Source organism: Amphritea sp. HPY, from assembly GCF_050870985.1.
GTDB lineage: Bacteria > Pseudomonadota > Gammaproteobacteria > Pseudomonadales > Balneatricaceae > Amphritea.
Window position 1 is genome coordinate 2,727,745 of the sequence record NZ_CP194015.1, and the last position, 23,152, is coordinate 2,750,896.

Consider the following 23,152-nt stretch of genomic DNA (forward strand, 5'->3'; position numbering starts at 1 on the left):
AAATTGATTCGCTTGATGATACCAGTGAGGAAGTCGATGGCCAGAGGACTCAGGACAGCAGTATTTATTCTGCTGACAGCCGTTACGCTTACGGTATCGGCCTGGCCGGTAGAAAACCGTACTCCGGCGTTTCAGTTTGCCGAGTCTGAAACGATTGAACTGACCCCACTGGCACTGGCAAAGAAGCCCTGGCGCCTCTGTGCCCTCTACCCGCACATGAAAGATTCCTACTGGCTGAGTGTCAATTTCGGCATGGTGCAACAGGCCCGACAGCTGGGTGTTACCCTCCAGGTTGCTGAAGCTGGCGGCTATCATCAACTGGAACGACAATGGCAGCAGGTTCGTGACTGTCTCGACTGGCAGGCCGACGCAATCCTGCTCGGCACTGTCTCTTTTCAGGAGATCAATAAGCGGCTAAAGGCACTGAATAACTCAACACCGCTCTTTGGTCTGGTTAATAACCTCTCGGCGCAAGGCCTCTCCGGTCGTGTCGGTGTACCCTGGTATCAGATGGGCTACCGTACCGGTTCTTTTCTGGCCAAACGACATCCGGCAGGTAGCCCACCAGTGACTATGGCCTGGTTCCCCGGCCCTGAACAACGCGGCGGTACACCGGAGTCGGAACAGGGACTCAGGGATGCGCTGGCCGGCAGTTCAGTAAAGATTCTGACCAGTGCCCACGGCGACAATGATCGCAATATCCAGCGTACCCTGCTACAACAGGTACTGGACCAGTATTCTGATCTTGATTATCTGGTGGGTAGTGCCGTGCTGGCGGACGTTGCGGTGAATGAGCTAAGAAAACGCAGCCTTGCTAAGCCCCCGGAAATTATCAGCCACTACCTAAGCCATGGTGTTTACCGGGGCCTTAAACGAGGAAAAATCCTGATGGCCAACAGCGATCAGATGGTGTTACAAGGACGTTTGGCGGTTGATCAGGCGGTACGCTCTCTTGAAGGGCTTGAATTCAAACCGGATATCGGGCCCCGGATTATCCAGCTCAGCCATGAAAACCGAAACCTGGAGCAGGCTGCAGAATCACTCTCTCCGGCCGGGTTCACACCAACTTATCAGGTGCCCTGAGGGATTCAGACCTATCTATAAAGCGATCTATCTACGGGCCTAATCAAGGTCAGCAGCAAACAGGTAACCTTCACCGTGCACTGTGATAAATAACTCAGGTTCTTTAGGGTTATCTTCCATCTTGTTGCGTAAACGACGTACCAGAACATCGATAGTACGATCACTGGGCGCATCGACCCGATGGCTGATCAGGTTTAACAGGCGCTCCCTGCTCAACACCCGGTCCGGGTATGCAACGAACGCCACCAGAACCTCATATTCCGCTTTGGTTAGCTTAACCGGCTTACAGTCACGGGTCAGTTTTCGTTTCGGTATATCAAACCGCCAGGGGCCGAAACAGGTGGCATCGTCCTCTTCGACAACCGCATCCAGTACCTTCTCTCTGGCCTGCTCGACCAGGCCGACCCGCCACAGCAGGTTTTTCACCCGCACCAGCAGCTCCCGAAGTTCGAAGGGCTTAGTGACATAGTCGTCAGCACCCATCTCCAGTCCGATAATACGATCGATACTGTCGGTGCGCCCTGTCACCAGGATGATGCCGATGTCGGAATGGCTGCGCAGTTCCCGGGTCAGTGCCAGGCCATCCTCATCCGGCAGGTTGATATCGAGCATGATCAGGTCGATATCATCAGTCTGCAGGATCGCCCGCATCTGCTGACCGCAGTCAGCCTCGCTGACACGATATCCGGCTTTCTCGAAATAGCCGCTCAACTTGGCCCGGGTAACGGGTTCATCTTCGACGACTAATATGTGATGACTCATGGCAGCTTCCTGATGACGACCTGATAACGATATGGACGGGGCTATCTTAGGCAGTTTTTCCCATAAATGCACACCTCTGATAATCAGACTAGCAGGGACCAAATTATCTGTTCACATTTTTTCACATTCCTTCACTGGCTGTTCACGGCCGACGGCTTACCCGTTCATATCTGCCCGGTAACCTAGTACTCAATCAAGAGATATAGAGATTTTGTCCAGGAGACTCGCCATGAATATCAGCCGTCGTAAATTCCTCAGCAGCTCCATTACTGCTACCAGTGCAGTGCCTGCACTAACCCTGTTTGGACCCAGTGCCGTATTCAGTGATGATACTGTACTGATTCCCCACGCGACCCACTTTGGTCCGTTTAATGGCGTGATCAAGAACGGCAAGCTGGTCGGCGTTCAGCCGATCGGCAGTGTCGATGCGATGCCTACCAAGATGCTCACCGAAGGCGTGCTTAGCCGAACCTTTCATGAGACCCGGGTGGATTATCCGATGGTACGTAAATCCTATCTGGAAGGGATGACCTCCGGCAGCGGAGATACTAAACCCGAGCTGCGCGGTAAAGAGGAGTTCGTGCAGGTATCCTGGGATGTCGCACTGGGTCTCACCTCCAAGGCTATTCTCGATACTATCGACACCCATGGCAACGAAGGAATTTTCAGTAGCTCCTACGGTGGCTGGAGCAACGCCGGTATCTTCCGTCCAAATGTGCTGCAGGGCCGTTTCTTCAACCTGATCGGTGGCCATAGCACAACATCTGGCGACTGGTCCGGCGGTGCATCCCAACTCAGCCTGCCGCACATTATCGGTGATATGGAGGTGTACTCACCTCAGACTGCCTGGGAGCAGGTGCGGGACAATACTGAAGTATTCTGTCTTGTTGGCTGTGATCCATTCAAGAACAACCGGATCGAATACCGGGTAGCTGACCACCAGATGTACCCACGCTGGGAAGCGATCAAGAAGTCCGGTGTCAAATTTGTATCCATCAACCCGCAGTACACTATTACCGATGAAGCGCTTGACGCTGAGTGGATCAAGATCATTCCGGGTACCGACACCGCGCTGTTCCTGTCCATGTGTTATCACGTCTACACTACCGGTCAGCATGATCAGGCTTATCTGGATAAGTACACAGAAGGCTTTGAAAAATTCCTGCCCTCCCTGCTCGGCGAAGGAGAGGACGGCAGCCCGGCTAAAACACCGGCATGGGCTGCAAAAATAACCGGTATTTCTGAAAACAAAATCATCGAACTGGCGGATATGTTTGCCAAGAACCGTAGCCAGTTCGCCGGTTCCTGGTCACTACAGCGCCAGGACCACGGCGAGATGCAGCACTGGGCGATCATCGCCTTCTCCAGCATGCTGGGTGGCATCGGTAAGCCGGGCCAGGGTGTTGGTTTCAGCTGGCACTATGGTAATGGCGGTATGCCGCAGTCAGGTAAGTCTACTCCTTCCGGTATGTCTCAGGGACGTAACCTGGTTAAGTCGTACTGCCCGGCATCCCGTATCACTGAGATGCTGGAGAATCCGGGTAAGGAGTTCGACCATAATGGCAGCAAGCATAAATACCCGCTGGTTAAGATGATCTATAACGCCGGCAACAACTTTATGTCCCATCAACAGGATACCAATCGCCTGGTAAGAGCGCTGAACGCTAATGTCGAAACCATTGTAGTGCAGGACCCATGGTGGTGTGCCTCCACCCGCTGGGCGGATATTGTGCTGCCAGCATCCAGTACGTTGGAGCGGGACGATATCACTTCCGGTGGTACCTACAGTAATGACAAGGTCTACGCCATGAAGCAGGTGATCGAGCCTCAGGGTCAGGCTCTGGATGATTTTGAGATCTTCCGCCGCCTGTCCCAGCTGTTTAACTGCGAATACCAGTACCTGGAAGGCAAGACCAAGCTACAGTGGATCCAGGAAGCTTATGCCAAGAGCTCTGCAACCATGCCGTTTAAAGAGTTCTGGAAGAAAGGAATAGCGCCGATTGAAGTTCCGCAGGAAGCCAACAAGTGGGTCCGCCACGGCGACTTCTTTACTGATCCGGTAAACAATCCGCTGGCGACTAAGTCCGGCAAGATCGAGCTGTATTGTCAGGACTTTGCCGACTATGACCTGGATGATTGCCCGCCGATTCCAACCTTTATTGAACCGCACGAGTATCTGGGTAACGCCAAACCGGGACAGGTTCATGTTGTAAGCCCGCACCCACGGATGCGCCTTCACTCACAGATGGCCAATACCAGCGTGCGTGAAGTCGATAACGTTCAGGGCCGTGAGCCTTGCCTGATGAGCCCGGAAGATGCCGCCGCTAACGGTATCAAAGATGGTGATCTGGTTGAGGTATACAACGAGCGTGGTTCCATCATCGTCGGTGCCCGTGTTGATAAACGGATCATGAAGGGGGTTGTCAGCATCTACGAAGGTTGCTGGCCGTCAGTGGATAGCAAGGGACGCTGTAACAGTGGGCTGGTGAACTTTATTACCTCCACCAAGGCATCCAGTAAGCTGAGCCAGGCGACTACTGCCAACACTGTGATCGCCAGTATCCGTAAGTGTACTGACCCGGATGGCCCGAACATGGCCTACACCAAACCGGCAATCCAGGAGATGACCGCTAAACCGGATCCATCTATCTACGGCTTGGCCCGTGCGGCGAATCTGAAGGATAAGATGACTGCGGACCTCAGCCCCGGCGAGAAGATCTTCTACCAGCGCTGTACTGTCTGTCACAGTCCGAAGGAGCCGTCTCACTTCACCCAGCTGCAGTGGAAGGGTATTACCCAAAGTATGTTCCCCCGTGCAGGCCTTAATGATGGCGAGCGTAACCTGGTAATGGAGTTCCTGCTGAAGAACGCCAAGGATGCAATTTAAGCCAACAGCATCTGCCTGAACAGCGCCCGGTGGCATATGTCACCGGGCGCACTTATATAGCCAGCGGCTACACTGTACTTAAATTCAACTGATCCGTTGTCATCACATTTTCTTCTGATCGGTAATCGGTCTCTCAGTGTTATTTCGCTCCCTGCAGACCGGTTAATACCAGAATGGAGCTTGTTATGAGTAATACCCCACCCACTGATGAAAAACCCTCTTTGTTCCAGGAATCAAAGGCATTTCTGCTCATTACCGCTGTACTGCTACCGCTGCTTACCGTCACGTTGATTGCCGGCTACGGCTTTACCGTATGGTTCTCGCAGTTGCTTCTTGGCCCGCCGGGCCACTGAATAATCAGGCAACCGGCAGTGCAGAAATATTTTGAGGATCTGGACTTATGAAACAATTTATTAAAACCATGTGGCAGGTGATGCGGTCACCCAGTACACACTTCAGCCTGGGGCTTCTGACCCTCGGCGGCTTCATTGCCGGTGTTATTTTCTGGGGCGCATTTAATACCGGCCTGGAAACAACAAACACCGAAAAATTCTGCATCGGCTGCCATGAGATGGCAGAGAACGTCTATGTGGAACTGCAGGACACAGTGCACTGGTCTAACCGTTCCGGTGTACGGGCCACCTGCCCTGATTGTCATGTGCCGCACAACTGGACTGATAAAATTGCACGCAAGATGCAGGCAAGTAAAGAGGTCTGGGGCAAAATGTTTGGCACCATCAATACCCGGGAGAAATTTCTCGAGAAACGCCTGGAACTGGCGCAGCATGAGTGGCAGCGTTTCTCCGCTAACAACTCTCTTGAGTGTCGAAACTGCCACGATTACAAGAGCATGGACTTCACTAAGATGTCCGAAAAGGCTCAGGTACAGATGCGCCGGGCAGCAGAGCGCGATCAAAGCTGCATTGACTGTCACAAAGGCATAGCTCACCAGTTACCGGATATGCTGGAAGGCAACTCTGAAGCCTTTGCCCAATTAGAGCAATCAGCCTCTGTGTCCAGTTTTAAGGTTGGCAATAACTACTTCAGTGTGCGACTGCTGCCCCTGTACCAGGATGAAGCACTACAAACCAAAGGTGGTCAGCTTAACCCTGTGACACCTGTAAAAGTGGTGCAGATAGAAGGCGACAAGATAAAAGTCGAACTGGCTGGCTGGCGTAAAACCAAAGGCTTTGGCCGGGTGGTCAATGAAGATTTCGGTTTCAATATCATCTCTGGTTTCCTTACAAAAGATGTCGCCCAGAGCGATGCCTTCGTCGAATCCTTTGAAACCAAAGTCGACGAACTGACCGGCCTGAAATGGCAACGGGTCACCGTTCAGTTATGGATGAAAGCCTCTGCGTTATCAGATTCAACTGAACCGCTTTGGGATTACGCCCGGGAAACTTACCAGACCAGTTGCAGCGTCTGCCATACCCAGCCGGATGAAGATCATTTTGATGCCAATACCTGGCCCGGCATGTTCAACGGCATGCTGTCGTTCGTCAATCTCGATGGCGACACCCAGGCGCTGGTACTTAAATACCTGCAGAAGCACTCGTCGGACTTTTCCGAAACAGGTCACTAATCACCTCAGGGCGATATAGCTGAAGCAGTTAGATTATAAGGATTAAGGAGGCAAATATGCCTGTTAGTCGACGCAGATTTCTAAGCGGTATCCTGACATCAGGAGCCGCAGTGATGGTCGGGCCAAGCTTACTGGCCAGTAAGGTACAAGCCGGAGAAGCGTCCGGCCGTTGGAAAATAACCGGCTCCCACTGGGGCGCGTTCCGGGCCCGGGTGTATGGCGGAAAAGTAGTTGAGATCAAACCCTTTGAGCAGGACCGGTATCCCACCGATATGCTGAACGGTATCCGGGGCCTGATCTACAGTCCCTCCCGAATCCGCTATCCTATGGTGCGCTATGACTGGTACCTGAAACGACATAAGAGCGATACCACCAAGCGTGGCGATAACCGTTTTATCCGGGTCACCTGGGATGAAGCGCTGGACCTGTTCTATGAAGAACTTGAACGTGTCCAGACCAGCTACGGCCCCTGGGCCCTGTTTGCCGGCCAGAGCGGCTGGCGTCAAACCGGGCAGCTACACAGCTGTGGCAACCATATGCAACGCGCCGTTGCGATGCACGGTAATTCGGTGAAAAAAGTTGGCGACTATTCTACCGGCGCCGGCCAGACAATTCTGCCTTACGTGCTGGGTTCGACAGAAGTTTATGCCCAGGGCACTTCCTGGTCGAAGATTCTGGAGCACAGCAAAGTAGTCATTCTTTGGGCATCGGATCCGGTCAAGAACCTGCAGGTGGGTTGGAACTGTGAAACCCATGAGTCTTACGCTTACCTGGAGCAACTGAAGCAGAAAGCGGCAGCCGGTGAGATACGCGTAATCAGCATTGACCCGGTACGTTCCAAAACCCAGAAATACCTGGATTGCGAGCAACGCTATGTCAATCCACAGGCTGATCTGCCACTGATGTTGGCCATCGCCCACACCCTATATAAGGAAAAACTCTACGACGAGAAGTTCCTTGATACTTACTGCCTGGGCTTTGATCGGTTCCTGCCATACCTGTTAGGTGAAGCGGAAGACAAAACAGAGAAAACACCTGAGTGGGCAGCCTCTATCTGTGGCGTACAGGCCGATGAAATTCGTGCCCTGGCCCGCCTTATGGCCAACAACCGAACCCAGCTGATCTTTGGCTGGTGTATCCAGCGCCAACAGCACGGCGAACAACCTTATTGGATGGGTGCGGTACTGGCTGCAATGCTGGGTCAGATAGGCTTGCCTGGCGGTGGTATCAGCTATGCTCACCACTACAGTTCAATTGGTGTTTCCTCATCAGGAGCCAGTGGTCCCGGTGGCTTCCCACGCAATGTTGATAAATTCAAGAAACCACGCCACGAGAGCGAAGATTTTAAGCACTATAGCAGCACTATTCCTGTCGCCCGCTGGGTAGATGCGCTGCTGGAACCCGGTAAGGAGATCGAGTACAACGGCTCGAAAGTGACCTATCCAGATATCAAAATGCTGATAATGAGCGGCTGTAACCCCTGGCATCATCACCAGGATAAAAACCGCATGAAACTGGCGTTTCAGAAGCTGGAAACGGTAATCGCTGTGGACTTCACCTGGACAGCTTCCTGCCGTTTCTCCGATATCGTGCTGCCGGCCTGCACTCAATTCGAACGTAACGATATTGACCTGTACGGTTCTTACAGTGGTAAGGGCGTCATCGCAATGCAAAAACTGGTTGATCCACTGTTCCAGTCAAAAACCGATTTTGAGATTTTTACCGCCCTCTGCCGCCGTTTTGGCAGGGATAAAGAGTACAGCCGTAAAAAGAATGAAATGGAGTGGCTGGAAGAGCTATACGAGGCATGCAGGGAAAGCAATCAACCCAAATTCCCAATGCCTCCGTTCCGGACTTTCTGGCGTGAGGGCTATGTAGAATTTGGCGCAGGTAAGCCCTGGGTCCGTCATGCTGACTTCAGGGAGGACCCTGAGATCAATTCATTAGGCACACCTTCCGGCTTTATTGAAATATTCAGCCGCAAAATCGACCGCTATGGCTACAGTGACTGCCAGGGTCATCCTGTATGGCTGGAAAAAAGCGAGCGCTCCCACGGTGGTCCGGGATCAGACAAGTTTCCTTTATGGATGCAGTCCTGCCATCCGGATCAGCGCCTGCACTCACAACTCTGTGATTCAGAAGAATACCGGGCGACTTATACAGTTCAGGGCCGCGAGCCCGTTTACATCAGCCCACAAGATGCTAAAGCCAGGGAGATTGAGGATGGGGATCTGGTTCGAGTCTACAATGAACGCGGGCAATTACTGGCCGGAGCCCGGGTATCTGATGACTATCCTGAAGGCGTTATCCGCATTCAGGAAGGTGCCTGGTATGGGCCTGTAGATGAAACTATTGGCGCTCTGGATACCTATGGTGATCCTAATACCCTGACACAGGATATAGGTACCTCCCGGCTGGCTCAGGCGGTCAGTGCCAATACCTGCCTGGTTGAGATCGAAAAATATTCCGGTCAGGCTACGGCAGTAACAGCCTTTGGCGGGCCTGAAGAGACCGCATAGTAAAGTCCTGATATAGCAAAGTCCCGATATAGTATTGTCGGGACATAGCTTTTTCGGGACCACTCTGAGCAAAAAAATTTGAGACGCGATCATGCAGATAGATTCACAAGAGACTGAAGCCCGCGCCAGCATATACTGGTGGCTATCAACGGTCTTTGCCAAAGAGTTAACCACGGATCAGCTAAATACCTACTTTGACAAGCCGGGGCTGCTTTTCATGGATGCTTTATCAGATGCGCTTCCGGGCGCAGCTGAGCATCCGTCGATAACCCGGCTCAAGAATGCGCTGGCTGGACTGCAGTTAAACCCGCATCCACAACTGGAGCTGGCAGCCGACTTCGCTCAGCAGTTCCTGGCTGATAAACGATCCTCTGCCCTGCCATATGCCTCGATTTACCTTTCTCCGGAGGGGTTGCTGTATCAGCAACCCCACGAAGAGATGCTGGCCCTGCTGACGAAAGAGCAACTAGTCGTCGTCGAAGAGTTCCGGGAGCCGGCGGATCATCTGGCAATTATGCTGGATTACCTGGGTAATCAGGTACTGAAACTACTTCAAACAAACAAGGAAGAAGAATACAGGGAGTTGCTGTACCAGCAACTCAATTTTATAGAGGAGCGCCTGCTGAGCTGGATACCTGAATTCAGGCTACGTAGCAGACAGATAAAAGGCTGCGGATTCTATCCTGCCGTGGCTGATTACTTACTCAGCTACCTGGAGTCTGAAAAGGCGTATCTGACCGGTATACTGGACAAAGAGTGACACTTCAATAGGAATTGGAGTTGGAGTTGGAATTAGGTGGCAACACTAACTTGTACAATTCAACCACCGGTCATGTTCATAAAACGCACAACCTGAACATCGTCACCATGACTAAAATCGTGCGCTTCAGGTTTGTGCTGCAGGGCATCGCAGATAGCCTGCTTTACCGCTGTCAGGTCACCCGGATGACCACGTAACAGACGTCGCAAATCGAGTGATTTTTCATTGCCCAGACAGAGCAGTAGCTGTCCCTCTACGGTAACCCTCACCCGATTGCAGCTATCACAAAAATTATGGCTGTAAGGTGAGATAAAGCCGACCCGGCTTTTGCTGCCCGCCATACGGAAGTAACGCGCCGGACCGCCGCTGGATTCGGTACTGGACAGCAGCGGAAAACGCTCAGCAATGATAGTCTGAACCTCATCACTGGAACAGAAACTCTGCTGCCGCGAATGTTCCTGAATATCCCCCAGCGGCATCTCTTCAATAAAAGTGATATCGATCCCCCGGCTACGGGCAAACTCAACCAGATCCAACACCTCATCGTCATTACGACCTTTCATCACGACCGCATTGAGCTTGATGCGCTCAAAACCGGCAGCAACTGCGGCATCGATTCCACTGATAACCTGAGCCAGCTTGTCACGCCGGGTAAGATCGGTAAAACGCTGCTGATCCAGCGAATCCAGGCTGATATTGATCCGTTTCACTCCAGCCTGGCGCAGCCCTTCAGCATAACGCTCAAGTTGCGAACCATTGGTGGTCAGGGTCAGTTCCCGCAACCCCGGCAGCTGACCGACTTCACGACAGAGGTCTACAATTCCGGGGCGCACCAGAGGTTCACCGCCGGTCAGACGAATTTTGTTAACCCCAAGCTCAGTAAAGGTTTGCGCAACACTATAAAGTTCTTCCAGTGTCAGAACCTGCGCCCGGGGCAGAAATTTAACATCTTCGTTCATGCAGTAAACGCAACGAAAATCACAGCGATCAGTGACCGACAGACGCAGATAGTTAATACTGCGACCAAAACTATCCTGTAACAGGGGTTTCACAAGTTGATTCATACCATCTGCCTCATATCAGTCAAGCAGTTAATGCTACGCCCGAAACTATCCTCAAATAGAAACATCACCAGCTGATTCATACCATCTGCCTCATATCAGTCAGGCAGTTAATGCTACGCCCGAAACTATCCTCAAATAGAAACATCACCAGCTGATTCATACCATCTGCCTCATATCAGTCAGGCAGTTAATGCTACGCCCAAAACTATCCTCAAATAGAAACATCACCAGCTGATTCATACCATCTGCCTCAGATCATTCAGACAGTTAATACTCAATCGATTGCCGTCCACTTCCAGCAGGCCCTTCTGACGAAAGCCGGCAATAACACGGGAGAAGGTTTCCGGCTGCATCGACAGGCGGGCAGCGATCAGACGTTTGGTGATCGGCAGTTTAATCTCGACCTTGTCACTCTTATGCTCGATCTCATCTATCTGGTTAAGAAGAAAGCTGATAACCCGATGGGAAGCGGTTTGCTTAGACAGGGCCTCTATCTCACAAGATCGCTCCTGTAATCGGGCTGCCATAGTGGCTATCACACCTAAACAACAGGCATTAGACGTCTGTAGAAGGGCTTTATACACATGGCTGCTAAAACTGATTAAACGCGTGCTATCCACCGCCGCAGCATTAAACGGAAACCCCGCTACATCAAGAAAGATCTCAGCTTCACCAACACATTCCATTTCACCAAACACATTAAGTACGGTTTCCCGGCCATCATTGGTGACCCGGTATAGCTTTACGCCTCCCTGAATAATAAGGAAAAAACGATCAACGCTGCTGTCCTGCAAAAACAGGGTCTCCCCCTTACGCAGGTCATGTAGCCGCGCGCTATCACTCAGGATATCGAACTGCTCAACGTCTAAGGATTTGAACAAAGGATGTTTACGGGCAATCTGTAATGGGTACTTGAGTTGGGACATGACCTTCACCAATGGGGGAGCTCCCCCTTTGCTTGGCACCTAATCCGAAATCAGAGCGTATTTATGTGCCAGTTAAATATCTACCGGCGGCTGCGGTAGTTAGCCCCTTACTTCATTGACTGTAGCGAGGGGCTTCTCAGAGTCTGATTCTATGGTTGTTATATGAACGACGATGCCCATGTCGGTTAACAGCGAATGACTAAATGTGAAAAGTTGTGAACAGTAGTGCTCCAGATATGATCTGGAGCTAAATTAAAATTCAGACCTGCACCCGATTCAAACAGCTGCTGTTTCTGACGCATACCCCAGCTGGGCGGATATCGCTTTTCCCGCTGCAATCAGATCTTCTATCCATTCATCCTTGCGCCGTTCGATAGGTGCCGACAATGACAGTCCGGCGGTAATACCCCCGCTTTGGTCATATAGAAGTACTCCTATACAGCCAACATCAATTTCGGCTTCCTCATTATCAAGCGCATAACCCCGCTCGACACTGGTGTGACATTCTTCGATCAGCGCAGGCAGTGAGGAAAATGTGTTGCGAGTATAGGAAGGCAGGTTAGTACGCTGTGCGTAGCTACGGATCTCATCTTCACCACTCAGACCTAGCATCAGTTTACCCACGGCGGTCACATGCAGTGGTGCCCTGCTGCCAACTATCTGCTGAACATGCATCATGCGGTTAGGCGTAGCTTTCTCGAAGTAGATCACAACATCACCTTCACGGATCGTCAGGTTCACCGTCTCACCTATTTTATCCCGCAGTTGCTCCATATAAGGCAGTGCAACCGCGCGCAGATCAATATCCGTATGCTGGCGATTACTCAACTGCAGCAAGCGTTGTCCGAGTCGGTACTCACCGCTGCCATCACGATCAACAAACCGGTTATCGATTAATGAGTGCAGAATCCGGTGTGCCGTCGATGGATGCAAATTAGTATCCGCACTTAGCACTTTAAGCTTCACTGGTTTTGTATACCGCGATATCGCATCAAGCAATAAAGCAGCCCTATCGATAACCTGAATGCGGGATTCCGGTTTTGTATTGTTCATAGCGGCAACACCTCAGGTCTACGCAATATTTTCAAAATTTATGTACTGAAGAATACAATCGATCTCATATAACGGAAAGGCTTATTTTGAAATATCACATTGTGAAATCTCTAAAATTATAGATTTGCTTTTTTAAACTGTTACTTATCAACAAGTTGAAACACATAAGCTCAAAAAAAGAATAAATTTCATATTGTGAAACCGTTGCGTATTGCGGAACCAAAGATAAATTTCTAAAGTAGTTCCCATACCAATGACAAACAGCTTGTGTACATACATTAGAAATTTGCAATTACAATCTAGAATCAATTGGATTATATTTGCATAAATCTTGTATACAATTTAGTCATTTATCGAACTAACTTAATTACTAACACTGACGGAGTGGATCCATATGTCTGATCAAAATCCGGTCTTTATCCCAGGCCCAACCAATATCCCTGATCGCTTGCGGAATGCGATGCACGTACAAACCCGTGATCATCGTTCACCGGATTTTGTCGAAACCCTTGCCCCGGTACTGCGTGACTGTAAACGTATCTTCGGTACCGACAGCGGCGAAATCATCACTTTCCCGTCGACCGGTACCGGCGGCTGGGAAGCAGCGATCTGCAACACTCTGTCACCGGGTGACAAGGTACTGATTGCACGCTACGGCATGTTCTCTCACCGCTGGATCGACCTGTGCCAGCGCCATGGCCTTGAAGTAGAGATTATCGAATGCCCATGGGGCAGTGGTGCACCGGCTAACCAGTTTGCAACCCGACTGAGCGCCGATACCGACAATGAAATTAAAGCGGTTCTGGTTACCCATAACGAAACAGCTACCGGTGTACGCAGTGATATCGCAGGTGTTCGTGGTGCGATGGATTCCGCCAGCCACCCGGCGATGTTGTTCGTTGACTGCGTAAGCTCTCTGGCTTCCATGCCGTTTGATATGGATGCCTGGGGCGTTGATATCGCGATCTCCGGTTCCCAGAAAGGCTTCATGCTGGCTACCGGCATGGCAATTCTGGCGGCAAGCCCGAAAGCGCTGGCGGCGATGGAAACAGCGCAACTGCCACGCACTTTCTTTGATTTCCGCGACATGATGGCGGCTAACAGCAATAGCGGTTTCCCTTATACGCCACCGCTGCAGCTGATCTACGGTCTGAAAGAAAGCCTGGAAATGTTGTTCGATGAAGGCCTGGATAATGTTTATGCCCGTCATCACCGTCTGGCAGAAGGTGTACGTAAAGCGGTTGATGCCTGGGGCTTGAAACTGTGTGCTAACTCACCAGATCTGTACTCCGATACGGTAAGCGCGATCTACGTACCGGAAGGCTTCGACAGCAACAAACTGACCGAGCACGCGTTCGATGCTTACGGCGTTTCCTTCGGTATCGGTCTGGGTGAGATGAACGGTAAAGCATTCCGTATCGGCCACCTGGGTTCTCTGACTGATGTAATGGTGTTGTCCGGTCTGGCCACTATCGAAATGGCGATGGCTGACCTGAACTATCCGATTCAGCTGGGTTCCGGCGTAGCGGCTGCACAGGAATATTTCCGCAAGACAGCGACTAAAGCAACAGCCTGATAACAGGCTGTTCATCAAATAACTTTGTGAGGTATTCCATGAGCAGTTCAGACGAACAGAACATGACGATTCCGACCTATGACGATGTATTGATCGCCCATGAGCGAATCAAGCCATACATCCATGAAACACCAGTACTGACCTCTCGTTTCCTTAACGAGCTGACCGGTGCAGAGTTGTTTTTCAAGTGCGAAAACCTGCAGAAGGCCGGCGCTTTTAAAGTACGCGGAGCTTCGAATGCAGTGTTTGGCCTGAGTGAAGAAGAAGCCAAGATCGGCGTTGCAACACACTCTTCCGGCAACCATGCGCTGTCTCTGTCCTATGCGGCAGGCCAGCGTGGCATCCCGGTCACCGTAGTAATGCCCCGTACCGCACCGCAAGCTAAAAAAGATGCGGTAATTGGCTACGGCGGCACTATCGTCGAGTGCGAGCCATCAACCAGTTCCCGTGAAGCGGTATTTGCTGATGTGGTTGCTGAATCCGGTGCTGACTTTGTTCACCCATACAATGACCCGCGGGTTATTGCGGGACAGGCAACCTGCTCTAAAGAGTTGCTGAGTCAGGTTGAAAACCTGGATGCGGTAGTCGCACCTATCGGTGGCGGCGGAATGATTTCAGGTACCTGCCTGACTATCTCCAATATCGCGCCAGAAGTGAAAATCTATGCCGCTGAGCCGCTCAATGCTGACGATGCTGCCCGCTCCTTCCGTGCTGGCCACATCATCGCAGACGACGCACCAGACACCGTTGCCGATGGCCTGAAAGTTCCGCTTAAGGATCTGACCTGGCACTTTGTCAGCAACCATGTAACCGATATTTTCACCGCGACTGAAGATGAAATTATCGATGCCATGAAGCTGATCTGGAAGCGCATGAAGATCGTTATGGAGCCAAGCAGCGCAGTACCGCTGGCTGTCATTCTGAAAAACCCTGAAGTCTTTAAAGGCAAGCGCATCGGGGTAATTATCACCGGCGGCAATGTCGATCTCGACAAACTTCCGTGGCTCAACAACAAATAAAAATATCCGACAGGAGAATAATAAATGACTACATTCAACAATCCTGAACAGCTGGAAGTTGGTTACGATGTCCCGGCTTTACCGGGTATGGACGAAGCCGATATTCAGACCCCTTGCCTGATTGTCGATCTCGACGCGCTGGAAAAGAACATTCGCACTATGGGTCAGTACGCTAAAGAGATGGGCGTACGTCACCGTGTACACGGCAAGATGCATAAATCAGTCGATATCGCATTGCTGCAAGAAGAGCTGGGCGACAGCTGCGGCGTTTGCTGCCAGAAAGTATCTGAAGCTGAAGTATTTGCCCGCGGCGGTATCAAAGACGTACTGGTTTCCAACCAGGTTCGAGACCCTGCCAAGATCGATCGTCTGGCACGTATGCCAAAACTGGGCGCACGCACTATCTGCTGCGTAGACGACATTGAAAACGTAGCTGAGCTGTCTGCAGCAGTACAAAAGCACGACACGCAGATCGAATGTCTGGTCGAGATCGACTGTGGCGCAGGCCGTTGTGGTGTTCAGGCGGGTCAGCCGGTAGTTGATATTGCACTGGCAATTGAAGCGGCTCCAGGCCTGAAATTCGCCGGTATCCAGGCGTATCAGGGTGCGATGCAGCACATGCAGAACTACAACGAGCGTAAAGAGAAGATCGATATCGCCGTTGAGATGGTTGCCCGTTCCATGGAGATGCTTAAAGAGAAAGGCCTGGAATGCGACATCGTTGGCGGTGGCGGTACCGGTTCTTACTACTTCGAAGGTAACTCCGGCGTATTCAACGAACTGCAGTGCGGCTCTTACGCCTTCATGGATGCTGACTACCAGACTATCCACGACGAGAATGGCGAGCGGATCTCCGAGTTTGAAAACTCGTTGTTTATCCTGACCACCGTTATGAGCCACACCAAAGCCGACAAAGCGATCTGTGATGCCGGCCTGAAGGCACAATCTGTAGACAGCGGCCTGCCATACATCTTCGGTCGTGACGATGTTGAATACATCAAGTGCTCCGACGAGCACGGTGTAATCACCGATCCTAACGGTGCACTGAAAGTGAACGACAAGCTGAAGCTGGTACCGGGTCACTGTGATCCAACCTGTAACGTACACGACTACTACGTTGGCGTACGTAACGGCAAGGTTGAAACCTTGTGGCCGGTTAGCGCTCGCGGTAAAGCATTCTAAATCACCCTTCTCAGGCAATCCCGGTATCTGATCCGACCGGGGTTGCCCGAAAAACTTAAAGGAGAAAGTCTATGGTTACTCCGAATGACGGAGCTGCAGTAACAACCACCGACAAAGGCATCTCGCTGGTTTCAGAAGCGGTGTGCGAAGCCGTAGTCGGTCGGCCTGAAGCATTTACTGCGGTCGAAAATGTATTCGCTGCGATGGCCAAAGGCGATGCCTACAATTTCCCGGTTGTACGCGAAGCAATTGGTCACGCCGATGCACTCTACGGTTTTAAGTCCGGTTTCGATCGTGCAGGTATGGCGCTGGGTGTTAAGTCCGGTGGCTACTGGCCTGGCAATGTCGACAAGAACCTGACTAACCACCAGTCTACGGTTATCCTGTTTGATCCGGATACCGGTAAGCTGAGGTCTCTGGTTGGCGGTAACTACCTGACAGCCGTGCGTACTGCAGCATCATCCGCTGTATCTATCGCCCACCTGGCGCGTAAAGATGCAAAAGTGCTGGGTATGGTTGGCGCAGGTCATCAGTCGACTTTCCAGCTGCGCGCAGCGGTCGAGCAACGCAACTTTGAAAAAGTCGTGGCCTGGAATCCGCATCCCGAATATCTGCCTAGACTGGCCGAACTATGCGAAGAGCTGGGTCTGCCTTTCGAAGCAGTTACCCGCGAGCAACTGGGTGCGCAGGCTGATGTCATTATTACTATTACATCGGCGTTTGAGCCGTTGCTGATGAAAGACTGGATCAAGCCGGGCACGCACATCGCCTGCATGGGTACCGATACCAAAGGCAAGCAGGAAGTCGATCCTGAACTGCTGGTTGCAGCTACCGTGTTTACCGACGAAGTCGCTCAGTCTGTCTCCATCGGTGAAGCCCAGCATGCAATCGAATCAGGCGCTATTAAGGCCGAAGATATCATACCGGTTGGTGCCGTAATCAACGGTACACACCCTGGCCGACGTTCCGACGAAGAGATCACTCTGTTTGACGGTACCGGTGTTGGCCTGCAGGATCTGGCGGTTGCTCAGGCGGCAGCAGTATTGGCTGAAGAACAAGGTCTGGCTAACTTCATCAGCCTGTAACAGCGTTTTGCACTTGCGATAGATAGCTTGCTGATTTTTAAGTTTAAGATTTTCAATTCACGGCAGTCTCAACTTAACAGCGGCTATTTATCTAAAGTGCGTCCCCTTGCTCCTGGTTCCGCCCGGTAGCATCCACACCCCCTCGTATAGGGAGGGGGTGTTCTTTCCTTTGCCAGTCCGATTTCTCGACAAAAGAGAGATCACCCTCCATCCATTAACTTCAGTTTGGTGTAACTTAATGAATAGTATTGCCCGCAGCCACATGAGAGAACTCCTCGAAACCGAACAGTGTATGACCTGCGCTTCAGTGTTTGATCCGCTGTCATCTCGTATGGCAGAAAGCATAGGTTTCAAGGTCGGCATTCTGGGTGGTTCTGTTGCTTCTTTAATGTCGCTGGGCGTACCCGATATTACCCTGCTAACACTGAACGAACTGGCCAATCAGGCCCGCCGCGTCTGCAGCGCATCGGATCTGCCGGTTATTGTCGATGGCGATAACGGCTATGGCAATTCACTCAATGTAATGCGTGCGGTAGAAGAGCTCGAATATGCCGGGGCTTCTGTCATCACCCTGGAAGACACTATACTGCCCCGCCCCTTCAAGGGTCCGGCGCTGAGCCTGATCTCTGTCGAGGAAGGCAAAACCAAGCTGAAAGCCGCCGTTAAGGCACGTAAAGACCCTGCATTCTCAATTTTCGCCCGTACCCACGCCTTAGAAAGCCAACCGTTAGATGAACTGCTGACACGGGTTAAGGCCTACAGCGAAACAGGTGTTGATGGTATCTGTATTTTCGGCATCTCCGACAAAGACAAACTGGCAAAGATTTCAGAAGCGACCGATCTGCCGTTAATGCTGATCAGTTATGGCGATGTTGATCTGGGTACTCCGGACGAGCTGGCACAGCAAAATGTGCGTATCCGTCTCAACGGCCACCGTCCCTATGAAGAATCAGTGAAAGCCATTTATCGCTCATATATGGAACTGCACCTGGGAAATGAGTACTCCGAAACGGAGAAAAGTGCGCAGGATATAATCAAAAAATATTCGCAGAGCTGTAAATACAGTGATATCACCACTGACTTTATATTTCCCGCCAACACGCAGACGTAGAAATCAGGCAACCAATAGGAATTAAAGCGACCAATTTAGTGATCTGCTAAGCCAGATTGAGATAGTAGTTCTACCCCTCCGTAACAATCAGGCAAAAAAAAGGCTTAAGGGCCGACAAACCCTTAAACCTTGAACTCAGGAAATAGCATAAGGTAATTTGGGGGCTTAACCCTGAAAGCTTAGCCCTGAAACCCAGGCCCCGAAACCTATGACCTGAGAAGAGTGAAGAACAGTCCCGACTCAACACTTAAACTGGTTTTCATACGAAGCTCTGCGCCATAAAATCGGCGGCCTCTTCACGTGTAAAGAATCGCCCCAGTCTCACAAATCCGGAAACAACGGAATCCTTAATCTCAACAACTCGTCCGCTAATACTGCGTTCTATAACCCATTCGTCCGGTACACCTTCCAATGAATGGAAAGGAGCGGGTGTGCCATTACCAAACCTGGAAATTTCTATTTCACCACTCAGCTGATCCATAAAGGCAGGGCAAAAATTCAAATGAGCGTTCCCCAGACTGACGCCACCTGTTCCGGAAAATTTCTGATTCTCTTTCTGTAAACGCAGTACTTGCTGAGTTGTCATGGCTTTCGCCTCCGCTTCAAAACCGTCTGGCCTCTGCCCTTCCCTGCATCTGTTTCCGATGACTAAAGCATCGCATATGGCCTGACAGCCAACGAGGTCAAAAATGGCCGGGGATAGTATCCATTTCGGCCAGACAATCACTTCTCTCGCAAACCTTAAACGTTCTCATATTCAGCACGAATACTAAAAAGGGAACCAAACGGCTCCCTTCAGTTTTGATGTCCGAATATCGCAATAGCCACTAAAAAGACGCCAATGTATCTCCAATGAGGCGCTGAATATCGTTGCAACTTTATGACTGATTTTAAGCACATATAGTGCTCAGGGGGTGAAGTTCAAGCACCGCGCCTATCTAATTTTTTTGATTTAACCGGGTAATTTTAGCTTCAGCGGATTTAAATATCTCCGGCTCAATGCTTTCATATGAAGCACTGCGAAGCTCATTCAATAATTGACGAGCTTCCTCTATATTGCCCTGTCGTATTCTAAATTGTGCAAGGGCTAACATTGCCCGCCACAATAATAGATTTGCACCTTGCCCACTGGACACATCCATTGCCTGCTTTAAACAGTTTTCAATCTCTCCATCTGTTTCTTCCTGCTTGAGATTCTTCTGCCTGATCAGGCATTCCCCCTTCAGCCTGTAAAGTTCAGCCTCATAGAAACGCTGCTCTGTTTTTTCAACCAACTCCAATGCTTCTGCTAACACTTCTATAGCTTCTGCAATTTTACCCGCCCTGATCAGAGCTTCAGCCCGAATCCCAAGGAAATATGTCAAATACAGTTCTGCACCTGTAGCACGGTACCCAATTATTCCCTGTTGCATCTGCTCAATTCCATGATTCCCCGGCTCCTGCCCGGTGAGAGCCCAGCCATACAGTATATTTCCATAACTAATCCAATAGGCCAGACCCTTTTCGGTCGCCAGGGTAATAGCTGAGCCAGCACTTACCTGAACCTCCGCAGCATCTCCCCGAAGCTGATGCAGTTCAGCGGCAAAGTCCAGAGCAAACGCAAGACTGGCTGGATGGGAAAGCTGGCGAGCCAGACTAAGAGCCTGGTCACATCGCTCCATTGCTCTTACCAAATCACCTTCCAACGCCAGAATCAGACTTAAAAAAGACAAGCTGAGCACACCTAAATCCAGCGCATAATGGAACGCGAGGCTACTGTGCTCTTCTGGATTATATTGATCACTTACAACCTCAAGAAAACTCCGGGCATTTTCCAGTTCGCCAAAAGCAAATAACAAAACCCCCATCTCACTTTGGGCTCCCAGCAAAAGAGCCTTATCTTTCGAATCCTTTGCTATTTTCAGTAGACGCTCAGCTTGTTTCAACGCAGTTTTGAGGTCTCCACGAACATAGTAATAGCTAAACAACCCGTCCAGAATTTTAAATTGTTCAAGTTCGGTCCCTATCTGCTGACATAGAGTCAGCGCCCGACCGTAGGTCTTTTCTACTTCAGTGGAAGCAAAGCCCTTGAGGGCCATCCACACAGGTCCAAGAATAAGCTCTAACTCAAGTTCCAGCTGAGTCCTCGCGGGTGTATCTGGCAGGCGCTTGAGCAATTTCAGAGCAGCCTGAAGATGATCAGCCGCCTCGGCATTAGCAGAACGGTAAACGGCCTGCTCTCCTGCCTGCTTCAGATATTCCACCGCTTTCGGAATATTGCCGCTGCAACTGTAGTGATGGGCCAGTTCGCTGCAGCGATCTTCAAGCCGACCGCTAAACAGATCCTCAATAGCACTGGCTGTGCGTTCGTGAAGCGCATTGCGCCGCAATGTAAGCATCGAACCGTAGGCAACTTCCTGAGTCAGACCATGTTTGAAGGTATATTCCACCTCAGGAAAAGCCGGCCTTTCATATAAGAACTCCCCGGATTGCAACCGTGATAACAACTGCCGCAGATCATTCTCAGGCAGATCAACCACCTGCAGAACAAGGCTCAGTGGAAATTCCTTGCCGATCACCGCTAACGTCTGCAGAAGCTCCTTCTCTTCCACCGACAAACGATCGATACGTGCTGCGAGCACGCCTTGAACTGTGGCCGGTATGTGCAGCGCAACAGGTGACTGTGCCAAACGGTAATAGCCAACTTCACCGCTAAGCATCTGCTCCTCCGCCAGGGTTTGTACAACCTCTTCGATGAAAAAGGGATTGCCTTCAGTCTGCGCCATTACTTGCTGTTTAAGCGGTTCCAAGCTCTTATCATTGCCCAACAGGGAAGCTAACAGCTCCTCGGCTTCCGCTTCACCGAGGGGGTCCAGCCGCAGTTGAATAAAGTAGCCCCTATGTCCCCAGTGGTGCTGGTATTCAGGCCTGTAATTAACCAATAACAGAACAGGGGCACTAGCGAGCCCCTCGACAAGAAAATTCAAAAATGCTTCCGTTTCATTATCCAGCCACTGCAGATCTTCAAAGATCACTATCAAAGGCTGAACCAGGCTTTCGCGCATGAGCAACCGTTTGACGGCCTCGAATGTACGCTGACGCCTCATCTGTGGATCCATCTCTATTAAAGGCGAATCGGGCTCTGCGATTCCCAACAGATAAAACAGATACGGAAGACCGTCTTCGAGACTACGATCCAGGGTCAAAACCTTACCTGTCACTTTTTCCCGGCGTCTTCGATCATCATCCTGAGGACTAATCTGCAAATAAGCTTTCATCAGCTCAATAAGGGGAAGATAGGCAAATGCCTTGCCATGAGATACAGAGAAGGTTTCCAGGACCATACAATCCTGCTGCAAACGCTGTTTGTACTCATAAAACAAACGGGATTTTCCTACACCTGGTTCACCCACCACTCCAACGATTTGCCCATGCCCATTCTTTGCGTGCTTCCGGGCACTGGAGATCTGCTCAAGCTCTTGCCGTCTGCCAACAAATGGAGCGAGACCTTTACGGGCAGCGACTTGCAGCCTGGTACGAAGGGGGCCGTTACCCAGCACTTCATACACTGTAATCGGATCTGTAATTCCCTTGATTGGGATAGCTCCCAGGGCCTTAAACTCAAAATACCCTTCAACCAATCTATAGCTGGATTCACTGACGACTATGGTGCCGGGAGTTGCAATGCCTTCCATTCTGGACGCCAGATGAATCGACTGGCCAACCGGCTCATAGTCGGTATGCAGATCCTCTGTGCGGATCGAGCGAACCACCACTTCACCGGTATGAATACCTACCCTGATCTGTAACGGCACTTCCTTTTCCAGGCGTACTTTATCAGCATATCGACGCATGGAATCCTGCATCCGCAAAGCAGCATAGAGCGCCCGCTGTGGATGGTCCTCATGGGAAATGGGAGCACCGAACAGAGCCAGGATGCCATCACCTAACGACTTAGCTACATAGCCCTCATAATAGTGCACGGCCTCCATCATCAGCTCCAGTATAGGATCAATCAGACTACGGACCTCTTCCGGATCGAGGTTCTGGATCAGTGCAGTAGATCCGGCCATATCTGCAAACAAAGCAGTCACTATCTTGCGCTCACCAATCTCAGCACCCTTAGACTGTAGTGCCACCTGCTCAGCCAGAATGCGTTCAGCCAGGTGCTTGGGAGTGTAATGAATAGGCGCAACTGATTCTGGCATCGCAACAACAGGTTTGATTAGTGCTGTACCACACTGATCACAGAACTTAGCTCCGGGACTTACAGAATGCCCGCAGCTGGGGCAGGCCCGTGCAAGCGATTCACCACACTGATTGCAGAACCTGGCTTCTGACGGGTTGTCAGCCCCGCAACTGATACAGTGCATAAGGCCTCCTGGACTCATACTGCTAAGCAACTAAAAGCATAGCTCAGCCGTACCGGAAGTATTCAGAGAAAGGGTCTTGATTAGAAATTAGGGGTGAAAATTGACACGTCAGAATCCATCAGGAAAATTTCGTATGGCGCCACCCATGACGTCATATTACAAGGGAAATTGAAAGCCTTGGTTTGGCC

At 50.9% G+C, this 23,152-nt stretch carries 17 protein-coding genes; 11 read left to right on the forward strand and 6 right to left on the reverse strand.

The window, feature by feature from the left end:
* Positions 1-36 precede the first annotated feature (36 nt).
* Positions 37-1,083, forward strand: a complete 1,047-nt coding sequence (torT, locus tag ACQUQM_RS12125) for a TMAO reductase system periplasmic protein TorT (RefSeq protein ID WP_432470124.1) — start codon at positions 37-39, stop codon at positions 1,081-1,083.
* Between the two features lie 39 nt (positions 1,084-1,122).
* On the opposite strand, the gene torR is transcribed toward torT, so the two are convergent.
* Positions 1,123-1,845: a two-component system response regulator TorR gene (torR, locus tag ACQUQM_RS12130; RefSeq protein WP_432470125.1), complete on the reverse strand. Its 723-nt coding sequence runs from the start codon at positions 1,843-1,845 to the stop codon at positions 1,123-1,125.
* 229 nt (positions 1,846-2,074) lie between these two features.
* On the opposite strand from torR, the gene ACQUQM_RS12135 reads away from it, so the two are divergent.
* The 5 genes from ACQUQM_RS12135 (at position 2,075) to torD (ending at position 9,596) form a co-directional block, all read left to right on the forward strand.
* The gene (locus tag ACQUQM_RS12135) at positions 2,075-4,732 is read left to right on the forward strand and encodes a molybdopterin-dependent oxidoreductase (RefSeq protein ID WP_432470126.1); all 2,658 of its coding nucleotides are present in this window, start codon (positions 2,075-2,077) and stop codon (positions 4,730-4,732) included.
* 185 nt (positions 4,733-4,917) lie between these two features.
* Positions 4,918-5,085, forward strand: a complete 168-nt coding sequence (locus ACQUQM_RS12140) for a periplasmic nitrate reductase, NapE protein (RefSeq protein ID WP_432470127.1) — start codon at positions 4,918-4,920, stop codon at positions 5,083-5,085.
* Between the two features lie 47 nt (positions 5,086-5,132).
* Positions 5,133-6,317: a pentaheme c-type cytochrome TorC gene (gene torC / locus ACQUQM_RS12145; protein WP_432470128.1), complete on the forward strand. Its 1,185-nt coding sequence runs from the start codon at positions 5,133-5,135 to the stop codon at positions 6,315-6,317.
* A 56-nt stretch (positions 6,318-6,373) separates the two neighbouring features.
* Positions 6,374-8,836, forward strand: a complete 2,463-nt coding sequence (torA, locus tag ACQUQM_RS12150; protein WP_432470129.1) for a trimethylamine-N-oxide reductase TorA — start codon at positions 6,374-6,376, stop codon at positions 8,834-8,836.
* A 91-nt stretch (positions 8,837-8,927) separates the two neighbouring features.
* Positions 8,928-9,596, forward strand: a complete 669-nt coding sequence (gene torD, locus ACQUQM_RS12155) for a molecular chaperone TorD (protein ID WP_432470131.1) — start codon at positions 8,928-8,930, stop codon at positions 9,594-9,596.
* A 59-nt stretch (positions 9,597-9,655) separates the two neighbouring features.
* Here the strand turns inward: torD and moaA are convergent, their stop codons facing one another.
* From moaA to ACQUQM_RS12170, 3 genes are all read right to left on the reverse strand, one after another.
* Positions 9,656-10,660, reverse strand: a complete 1,005-nt coding sequence (gene moaA, locus ACQUQM_RS12160; protein WP_432470132.1) for a GTP 3',8-cyclase MoaA — start codon at positions 10,658-10,660, stop codon at positions 9,656-9,658.
* Between the two features lie 236 nt (positions 10,661-10,896).
* Complete coding sequence (locus ACQUQM_RS12165) at positions 10,897-11,586, reverse strand: Crp/Fnr family transcriptional regulator (RefSeq protein ID WP_432470133.1); 690 nt, start codon at positions 11,584-11,586, stop codon at positions 10,897-10,899.
* Between the two features lie 276 nt (positions 11,587-11,862).
* On the reverse strand, positions 11,863-12,639 hold the full coding sequence (locus tag ACQUQM_RS12170; protein WP_432470134.1) for an IclR family transcriptional regulator: 777 nt from the start codon (positions 12,637-12,639) through the stop codon (positions 11,863-11,865).
* Between the two features lie 394 nt (positions 12,640-13,033).
* On the opposite strand from ACQUQM_RS12170, the gene bhcA reads away from it, so the two are divergent.
* The 5 genes from bhcA (at position 13,034) to ACQUQM_RS12195 (ending at position 18,612) form a co-directional block, all read left to right on the forward strand.
* Entirely contained in the window at positions 13,034-14,215 is a 1,182-nt protein-coding gene (gene bhcA / locus ACQUQM_RS12175; RefSeq protein WP_432470135.1) for an L-aspartate--glyoxylate aminotransferase BhcA, read from the forward strand.
* Positions 14,216-14,253: 38 nt separating this feature from the next.
* Positions 14,254-15,234, forward strand: coding sequence for a beta-hydroxyaspartate dehydratase BhcB (gene bhcB / locus ACQUQM_RS12180; protein ID WP_432470136.1), 981 nt, complete (start codon positions 14,254-14,256; stop codon positions 15,232-15,234).
* 24 nt (positions 15,235-15,258) lie between these two features.
* Positions 15,259-16,416 (forward strand): 3-hydroxy-D-aspartate aldolase BhcC, encoded by a 1,158-nt coding sequence (gene bhcC / locus ACQUQM_RS12185; protein WP_432470137.1) that lies wholly within the window; start codon positions 15,259-15,261, stop codon positions 16,414-16,416.
* A 71-nt stretch (positions 16,417-16,487) separates the two neighbouring features.
* The gene (gene bhcD / locus ACQUQM_RS12190) at positions 16,488-17,501 is read left to right on the forward strand and encodes an iminosuccinate reductase BhcD (RefSeq protein ID WP_432470138.1); all 1,014 of its coding nucleotides are present in this window, start codon (positions 16,488-16,490) and stop codon (positions 17,499-17,501) included.
* A gap of 238 nt (positions 17,502-17,739) precedes the next feature.
* The gene (locus tag ACQUQM_RS12195; protein WP_432470139.1) at positions 17,740-18,612 is read left to right on the forward strand and encodes an isocitrate lyase/PEP mutase family protein; all 873 of its coding nucleotides are present in this window, start codon (positions 17,740-17,742) and stop codon (positions 18,610-18,612) included.
* A gap of 259 nt (positions 18,613-18,871) precedes the next feature.
* On the opposite strand, the gene ACQUQM_RS12200 is transcribed toward ACQUQM_RS12195, so the two are convergent.
* Both ACQUQM_RS12200 and ACQUQM_RS12205 read right to left on the reverse strand, forming a co-directional pair.
* Complete coding sequence (locus tag ACQUQM_RS12200) at positions 18,872-19,198, reverse strand: hypothetical protein (protein WP_432470140.1); 327 nt, start codon at positions 19,196-19,198, stop codon at positions 18,872-18,874.
* A 352-nt stretch (positions 19,199-19,550) separates the two neighbouring features.
* Positions 19,551-22,964 carry an adenylate/guanylate cyclase domain-containing protein gene (locus ACQUQM_RS12205; protein WP_432470141.1) on the reverse strand — a complete coding sequence of 1,138 codons (3,414 nt, stop codon included), beginning with the start codon at positions 22,962-22,964 and terminating at the stop codon, positions 19,551-19,553.
* Between the last annotated feature and the right edge of the window lie 188 nt (positions 22,965-23,152).